This is a genomic window from Candidatus Thiothrix phosphatis (assembly GCF_035668035.1).
Classification (GTDB): domain Bacteria; phylum Pseudomonadota; class Gammaproteobacteria; order Thiotrichales; family Thiotrichaceae; genus Thiothrix; species Thiothrix phosphatis.
On record NZ_JAYMYJ010000126.1, the window covers coordinates 1 to 8,225 of the forward strand.

Annotated in this window: 8 protein-coding genes and 1 pseudogene; 1 reads left to right on the plus strand and 8 read right to left on the minus strand. The window is 56.9% G+C overall.

Annotated features, from left to right (window positions below):
- The 4 genes from VSS37_RS14690 to VSS37_RS14705 all read right to left on the minus strand — a co-directional run.
- Positions 1-1,161, minus strand: a 1,161-nt coding sequence (locus VSS37_RS14690) for an efflux RND transporter permease subunit (protein ID WP_324696423.1), incomplete at its 3' end; no start/stop codon positions are given.
- Entirely contained in the window at positions 1,158-2,237 is a 1,080-nt protein-coding gene (locus tag VSS37_RS14695; protein ID WP_324696425.1) for an efflux RND transporter periplasmic adaptor subunit, read from the minus strand. The genes VSS37_RS14695 and VSS37_RS14690, both read right to left, overlap by 4 nt.
- A 184-nt stretch (positions 2,238-2,421) precedes the next feature.
- Positions 2,422-2,811, minus strand: a complete 390-nt coding sequence (locus tag VSS37_RS14700; RefSeq protein ID WP_324696426.1) for a type II toxin-antitoxin system VapC family toxin — start codon at positions 2,809-2,811, stop codon at positions 2,422-2,424.
- Entirely contained in the window at positions 2,798-3,022 is a 225-nt protein-coding gene (locus VSS37_RS14705; RefSeq protein WP_324696427.1) for an AbrB/MazE/SpoVT family DNA-binding domain-containing protein, read from the minus strand. The genes VSS37_RS14700 and VSS37_RS14705 overlap by 14 nt, the downstream gene beginning before the upstream one ends.
- Before the next feature lie 174 nt (positions 3,023-3,196).
- Between VSS37_RS14705 and VSS37_RS14710 the strand changes: the two genes are divergently transcribed.
- Entirely contained in the window at positions 3,197-4,081 is an 885-nt protein-coding gene (locus VSS37_RS14710; protein ID WP_324696429.1) for an Rpn family recombination-promoting nuclease/putative transposase, read from the plus strand.
- A gap of 164 nt (positions 4,082-4,245) precedes the next feature.
- Here the strand turns inward: VSS37_RS14710 and VSS37_RS14715 are convergent.
- The 4 genes and pseudogenes from VSS37_RS14715 to VSS37_RS14730 all read right to left on the minus strand — a co-directional run.
- Positions 4,246-4,647 (minus strand): annotated as a pseudogene (locus tag VSS37_RS14715) (transposase); the annotation flags it as partial.
- A gap of 173 nt (positions 4,648-4,820) precedes the next feature.
- Positions 4,821-6,326, minus strand: a complete 1,506-nt coding sequence (gene lysS / locus VSS37_RS14720; RefSeq protein ID WP_324696431.1) for a lysine--tRNA ligase — start codon at positions 6,324-6,326, stop codon at positions 4,821-4,823.
- A 2-nt stretch (positions 6,327-6,328) separates the two neighbouring features.
- Positions 6,329-7,424, minus strand: a protein-coding gene (prfB, locus tag VSS37_RS14725; protein ID WP_324696433.1) for a peptide chain release factor 2 whose coding sequence is annotated in 2 segments (ribosomal slippage) — positions 6,329-7,351 and positions 7,353-7,424 — 1,095 coding nt in all. Because the reading frame shifts where the segments join, the coding sequence is not laid out codon by codon here.
- A 183-nt stretch (positions 7,425-7,607) separates the two neighbouring features.
- Positions 7,608-8,225 (minus strand): PD-(D/E)XK nuclease domain-containing protein (locus tag VSS37_RS14730; RefSeq protein WP_324696434.1); only part of this gene is annotated, 618 nt, incomplete at its 5' end.

Sequence of the window (8,225 nt, forward strand, 5' to 3'; positions counted from 1 at the left end):
CAGGGTCAGGATGTTGAGCGAGAAACCGAAGTATTGCATCGCCATGAAGGTGGGGATGATCGCCAGCGGCAGGGCGGCGGCGGACACCAACGTGGCGCGGACATTGCGCAGGAACAGGAACACCACCAGGATAGCGAGCGCCGCCCCTTCGTACAGCAGGTGCATGGAGCCCTGGTAGTTGGCCTGGATGCGCTCGATGGTGTCATAGGCTTCGGCGATCTGCACTTGCGGGTGGCTGGCGGCGAATGTGGCGATGGCGGCGCGCACACCGTTGACGACATCGATTTCACTGGCTCCACGCACCCGTGTGATCTGGAAACCAACCACATTCTTGCCGTTGAGCAAGGCGTAGGTGGAGCGTTCGGCGGTGGTGTCGCGGATATGGGCGATCTGGTCAAGGCGCACATGCCGCCCGTTGGACAGCGGGATGTCGATGGCGGCGAGTTCCGCCGCCGTATCCACGCGCCCCAGCGTGCGCACCGACTGGACGCCACCACCAATGTCGCCGCGTCCGCCTGGCGCATCTTTCTGCATTTGGCCTAGCCGGGTGGAAACATCAGCGGCGGTGACGCCCATCCCGGTCATCAGCGCAGGGTCGAGGTCGATGCGGATTTCACGGTCGACGCCGCCGACCCGCGACACTTTGCCCACGCCTTGGATCGACATCAGCGCGCGGGTGATGTCATTGTCCACGAACCACGACAGGGCTTCCTCATCCATGTTGGGGGAGGCCACGGTGAAGGTGACCAGCGGGCTGCCTGCGGTGGTGACTTTGGAGACGATCGGGTCGTTCATTTCCTGCGGCAGGTTGGCGCGGATGGTGTCGACCGCGTTGCGCACCTCATTCAAGGCGACTTCGGTGTCTTTCTCGATCTCGAATTCGGTGGCGATGCTGGCGGAACTGTCGGTCAGGGTGGAGCGGATGTGCTTGACGCCGTTGATGGTGGCGAGCTGGTTTTCGATCTTGCGCGCCACCTCGCTTTCCAACTGCGCCGGGTCAGCGCCTTCCAGGGTGGCGCTGACGATAATGGTCGGCAGGTCAATGTCAGGGAAGTTTTGCACACCGAGCGACTTGAAACCCTTGAGGCCGAGGAAGGTCAGCAGCGCAAACAGCAGGATGGCGGGAACTGGGTTGCGGATCGACCAAGCGGAAACATTCATGGTTTATCCCCAAGGCTGGAGGCGGCGGGTTTGCTGGCAACCTGCACGGTGTCGCCGTCGTTGAGGAAGGCGCCACCGGTGACAACCACTTGCGCATCCGGCTTCAGGCCATCCAGGACTTCCACCTTGCCGTCGGCGCGCCGCCCGGTTTGGACGGTCAACTGGCTGACTTTGCTGCCTGCGCTGAGGGCGAACACGTAATTCTTGCCGTCGCGCAGGATCACGCTGGATTGCGGGACGGTCAACGCCTGCGATGCGCCGGTGAGGATTTCGCCTTCCGCGAACATGCCCGCCCGGGCCGGGCTGTCCGGCGGCAGGCTGATGTAGGCGGTGGCGTTGCGGGTGTTGGGGTCAAGCGTGGGGGAAACCACACGCACTTCGCCTTCCGCGTTGCCGCCGTCCGGCAGGGTCAGGCGCGCCTGCTGGCCGGGGCGTATGCGCCCCATATCCTGGCTGGGGATGGCGGCCTGCCATTCGACCCGGTTCTGGCGCACCAGCCGGAACAGTTCGGAGCCGGTTTGCACCACCGCGCCGAGGGTGGCCGTGCGGGCGGAGATCACGCCGTCGTCCGGTGCCAGGATGCGGGTTTGCGTCAGGCGGATCTGCTGGGCTTCCAGCGCGGCTTTCGCCACGGACTCATCGGTCAGGTACTGGTCAATCTGCTGAGTGGGCAAGGCACCACTGCTTTTCAGGCGGCGGGCGCGTTCCGCATTGGCTTGCGCCTGCTCCAGGCTGGCCTGTTTCTGCGCCACATCCGCTTTGACGGAGGCTTGTGAAAGGCGCGCCAGCTCCTGGCCTTTTTTTACTTCGTCGCCGATGTCCACCAAGACGTCCGTCACCCGCAGGCCGCTGATTTCGGAAGCGATGATGGCTTCGTGCCAGGGGGCGAGCGGGCCGGTGGCGGCGACGCCAGTGTTCCAGTTTTCTGTCGCTGGCGGGGAGACGGTTACGGTCAATGCGGGTTTTGCCTGTGGTGTGGCGGGCGCTTCTTCCGCCCGTACCGGCGATGAGGGTTGGGTTGCCAGTACGGACGCAAGAAGCAGTAAACGGATAGCACGCACGGTGGAATTCTTCACGGTAATGACTGCCGGTCAATTGTTTGGGGTGAATCTTAAATGACCAGTAGTCAGCTGTCGAGTGGTCAGGTGCGGCTGATGGCGATTGGCATTGTATGGCGGTAATGGTGGGAAACACCCACAAGATGTGGTGATGGAAAGGGAAAAGCCGGACGTGTTCCGGCTTTTTCTTTGATGCTTGGTTTTAGTCCAGTCGCTTGATCAGCTTCCGGATATCTTTGTCGAAGGATTGGATGCTACTGCCTTCTTGCTGGGAGCGGGTGAACAGCAGCGCATCCACAATATCAACATTGTGCTCGGCGAAAATCTCCAATGCCTGAATGTGGTGGTCATACTGTGCTTGATACAAGCCCGTATAACTCAACATGGCACTGAGTTTGTCAGCAATCAATGCACGTGGGATTTCATAAACTTTCAGCAGTACATAGACACATTCAATTAGCACGCCTTCAGTGACCGTGCCTTGGGTTTCACCCCGCTGGAGCGGATCAAGGATGGTGCAAGCACGTTGGTACAATGCTTCATTGTCCGCCAGTAAATAGCGCAGGATGACATTGGTATCAACGAGTTGCATATTGCTCCCTAATGATGGCATCCCAAGCCATATCGGTTTCTTTTGTCATGTCCGTGTTGGGTTTGGCATAGTCCCGCAAGCTGCCTGCAACCGACTTCACTGGCTCAATGCGTACCTGTCCATTGACCAGAATCAGGCGGATACGCTCGCTACCCAATGCTTGTCGGATGTATTTGGGTAGGGTAATTTGCCCCTTTGCGGAAATTTTCAAGGTATGCTGCTGTGTAATCACTGTTCCTTACCTCCGTCATATCGTTGGAATCATTGTGACATGGTAAGAATTAACAGGGCAAGCAGTCCGAAAGGCAGCTTGACAGCATTCATGGGGATGCGGGGTTCCGTGCTACACTTGCCCCATTGCAAACATCCACAGATGACAGCCGCCATGCAAGACAAATACGTCAACCCTTTCACCGACTTCGGCTTCAAGAAACTGTTTGGTGAGGAGCCTCACAAGGAGCTGCTCATCAGTTTCCTCAACACGCTGTTGCCAGAGAAGCACCAAATCCAAGACCTGCAATACACCCGCAATGAGCAGCAAGGCGCAACCAGCCTTGACCGCAAGGCAATCTTTGACTTGAACTGCGTCAGCCCCACGGGTGAGCGTTTCATCGTCGAGTTGCAGAAAGCCAAGCAGAACTATTTCAAAGACCGCAGCCTGTATTACGCCACCTTCCCGATCCAGGAACAGGCGCAACGCGGTGACTGGGATTACAAACTCTCTGCTGTTTATACCGTTGGCATCCTTGATTTTGTGTTTGACGAAGACCGTAATGACGGGGAAGTCGTCCACTTCATCCAGCTTAAAAACCAAAACGGGCAGGTGTTCTACGACAAGCTGACCTTCATTTACCTGACCCTGCCGCATTTCCATAAGACCTTGGACGGGCTACAAACCGTGCGGGACAAATGGTTCTACATCTTCAGGCACTTGCACGAATTGCAGGAAATCCCCCCCGTTTTGCACGAGGCCGTATTCCTCAAGCTGTTTGAGGCGGCACAAATTGCCTGCTTCGACCCCAGCGAACGCCAAGCCTATGAGGACAGCCTGAAATACTACCGTGACCTGAAAAACGTCACCGATACCGCGTGGGAGGAGGGCAAGGCGGAAGGCAAGGCGGAAGGGCTAGCGGAAGGGCTGGCGGAAGGGGCAAAGGCCAAAGCATTGGAAATCGCCCGCAACCTGTTGCAGGCTGGGGTTATCCCAGAGGCAGACATTGCCCGTATTGCAGGCTTGCCGTTGGCAGAAGTCCAGAAGCTACGGCATTAATGGCGAACTATCGACAGTGCTGGGTAACGCAAGGGCGGCTGTCCCTGTTCTATCCTGAATTTTGTCTGATTGAATAGGCACTGAAGATGCCGGTGAGACTGAGCGCCAATACCTGTTTGAAGAATGTAAAGATCTGTTAAATTTACCTGAGTTTTGTTTAAGCCCTATACCGCGACAAGGCAGGCATCATCCATCGCCCATTTCAGCGCCGGTTTTTTCGGTTGCCAGGTACAGGCAATCAACCCACAGATCAGGTTGGCCATGAAGTTGGCAACACTACGGTGCCGGGTATGTTCAATCTGTGAGATGTTTTTCAGTTGGTCATTGACCGTTTCAATCAGCGCCCGCTTGCGTAGCAGCAATTTGTCCTCCAGGGGCAGCAGTTGGTTTTTCATGTTCTTGCGCACCTTGGTGATCATTTGCAAGCCTTGCCCCATCAGCGTTTCAAACAACTTTTTGGAGATGTAGCCCTTGTCGCCAAACAGTTTGCTCACCAGCCCACGCGCCAGTTTGGGGACGGGCGCACGGTCATCCGTGTTGGCTGGCGTGACCTGAAAAGCCAATATGTTGGCAAAAATCGTCTATGTCACAAAATAATTCCAGTAAACTGTCTTCCATGGCTTCCGCTCCCTTGGCTGCTTGCTTGGTGTGGGAACCCCAAACACATACTCCAAGAACGAGAGCCTGCCTGCTTAAACGAAAATCAGGTTAACTGTCTTTATTATCAGTATGTTGGTGATTATTCTGGGCGCATGTGCGGAAAAAGTATCACATCACGGATCGATGGCGCGTCGGTGAACAGCATCACCAGCCGGTCGATGCCGATGCCCTGTCCTGCGGTCGGCGGCATCCCGTATTCCAGCGCGCGCACGTAATCGGCGTCGTAGTGCATGGCTTCGTCATCCCCGGCATCTTTCTCGGCAACCTGTTGCTGGAAGCGTTCGGCCTGGTCTTCCGCGTCGTTCAACTCGGAGAAGCCGTTGCCAATTTCACGCCCGCCGACGAAAAATTCGAAACGGTCAGTAATGAACGGGTTGGCGTCATTGCGGCGCGCCAGCGGCGACACTTCCGCCGGGTATTCGGTGATGAAGGTCGGTTGCAGCAAGCGGTGCTCAACCGTTTTCTCAAAGATTTCGATCTGGATTTTGCCCAGCCCGTAGCTGCCCTTGAGCGGTATGCCCAGTTTGGCGGCGACGGCTTTCGCCCCGTCCAGCGTGTCAATCTGCTCAGGCGTGACAGTCGGGTTGAAGTGCAAAATGGAGTCGCGCACGCTCATGCGCACAAACGGCTGGCTGAAGTCGAAGGTTTCGCCTTGGTAGGTGACCGTCGCGCTGCCGATCACGTCCACCGCCAGCCCGCGCATCAGCTCCTCGGTCAAATCCATCAGGTCGTGGTAGGTCGCATACGCCTGATAGAATTCGATCATGGTGAATTCTGGGTTATGGCGGGTGGAAAGCCCTTCGTTGCGGAAGTTGCGGTTGATTTCAAACACGCGCTCGAAACCGCCCACCACCAGCCGCTTGAGGTACAGCTCCGGCGCAATCCGCAGGTACATCGGCAAATCCAGCGCATTGTGATGGGTGATGAAAGGCCGTGCCGTCGCCCCACCCGGAATCACCTGCAACATCGGCGTCTCCACTTCCAGGAAATCACGCTGGGTGAAGAAATTGCGGATGTAGCTGACGATTTTGGAGCGCAGCACGAATGCGTCGCGTGTTTCCTGGTTCATGATCAGGTCGAGGTAGCGCTGGCGGTAGCGCTGCTCGTGGTCGGTCAGGCCGTGGAATTTTTCCGGCAACGGGCGCAAGGATTTGGTCAGCAGGCGGATTTCCTGCACCTTCACCGACAGCTCGCCGGTCTTGGTCCTGAACAGCGTCCCCTTGGCCCACACAATGTCGCCCAAATCCCAATGCGAGTAGGTGTCGAACAGCTCGTCGCCCAGCACGTTTTTCTGGGTATACAACTGGATGCGCCCGGACACGTCGGAAATGGTGGCGAAACTGGCCTTGCCCATCAGGCGCTTGAGCATCATGCGACCGGCGACGGTCACTTCCACCGCGTTTTCCTCAAACCATGGCTTGTCCTGTTCGCCATACTGCGCATGCAGGTCAGCGGCCTTGTCCGCCCGCACCACATCATTGGGGAACGGGACGCCCTGCTCACGCAGTTTCGCCAGTTTTTCGCGGCGTTGCGTGATCAGTTTGTTTTCGTCGGCGTGGTCTTGGTGGAGTTCCTGTTCGCTCATGGTCAAAGTCCGCTTTTTAAACTTGCTTCAATAAATTTGTCGAGGTCGCCGTCCAGCACCGCCTGGGTATTGGCGGTCTCCACGCCGGTGCGCAAATCCTTGATGCGCGACTGGTCGAGGACGTAGGAACGGATCTGGCTGCCCCAGCCGATGTCGGATTTGCTGTCTTCCAGCGCCTGCTTTTCGACGTTGCGCTTCATTATTTCCAGCTCATACAACTTGGCGCGCAACTGTTTCATCGCGGTGTCCTTGTTCTGGTGCTGGGAACGCCCGCTCTGGCACTGCACGACGGTGTTGGTTGGCAGGTGGGTGATGCGCACCGCCGATTCCGTCCGGTTGACGTGCTGGCCGCCCGCACCGGATGCGCGGTAAACGTCGATGCGCAAATCCGCCGGGTTGATGTCGATTTCGATGTTGTCGTCGATTTCCGGGGAAACGAACACCCCGGTGAACGAGGTGTGGCGGCGGTTGCCGGAATCGAACGGCGATTTGCGCACCAGCCGGTGCACGCCGGTTTCGGTGCGCAGCCAGCCGAACGCATACGGCCCTTCAAAGCCGATGGTGGCGCTTTTGATGCCCGCCACGTCGCCAGCGGAGGCTTCAATCAGTTCGGTCTTGAAACCTTTGGCCTCGCCCCAGCGCAAATACATGCGCAACAGCATTTCTGCCCAATCCTGCGCTTCGGTGCCGCCGGAACCGGCCTGGATGTCAAGGAAGGCGTTGTTCATGTCCATTTCGCCGGAGAACATGCGCTGGAATTCGAGGACTTTGACTTCTTTTTCGATCTCCCCGACATCCGCGATGACGGCGTTGGCGCTGGCTTCATCATCTTCCATTTCGGCCAGTTCTAGCAGCTCTTTGGCGTCGGCCAAACCGGAAGTGATGCGGTTGATGCCGCCGACGATGCCTTCCAGCACGGAACGTTCCTTGCCTAAATCCTGGGCGCGTTTGGGGTCATTCCAGATGTTGGGGTCTTCGAGCTCGCGGTTTACTTCTTCGAGGCGTTCGCTTTTGGTTTCGTAGTCAAAGATACCCCCTCAGAGCGTCCACGCGCCCCTGGAGGTCTTTGATTTTGGTATAGGTGGGGTTGAGTTCCATGATTCTGCCAGTGTGCAAGAAAAGAGGTGGGATGATAGCAACCATGGCCGCATAATCAAAGCTCACCCCCTAATATCCAAAGAAAAAGCCGGAACGCGCCCCTTCTTCCCGTATCAGGGCAGGTGCTGCCTGCGGATACAACCCGTTTTTTGACAGTGCGTCGCCGCAACTAATCGACAGGCATCAGGCGGGTTCCCAATCAAAACCGACGATATTGCGGTCTGTCTTGCTGAATTCCACGCCCAGCAAATAGATCGGCTGGTTAAGGGCGCGGTATTTGTCAGCGTAAGCCTTGTCTTTAATTTGTTGCAGGGCTTTGCCTTCCGGCACCAATTCCACCACCTTGAATTCGAAGACATACACCTTGCCATTGAATTTCAGGGTCATATCAATCCGCCCCAGGTTGGTAATGTCCTCCAGCGTGACATTCAGGCCCAGCGAGGCGAAATAGGAATAAAACACGCTGGCGTAATAGCCTTCGTAATGCTGGATGTCGTTATTGGTGTACCACTGGTGCGGGATGCTGGCGAAAAAGCTGTGGAACAGCTGCCTTAACCCGGCAATATCATTGGCGCTCAACAGGCGGTATAACTGGCTCGCATGCACCACTTGCTGTGATTTGTTCTGCACCAACGCCGCCAGCAAACTGTTGTTCAGGCTTTGGTAGACCTCCCGGTTTGGGTAGCCCAACGTATAGAAAAACTGCCCGCCCAAGTTTTCTTCCTGTTTGATGGTCAGGTAGCCGGTCTGGAACAACAGGGCTTCTGTTGATATGTCCCCCACATCAAAGCTGGACAGCAT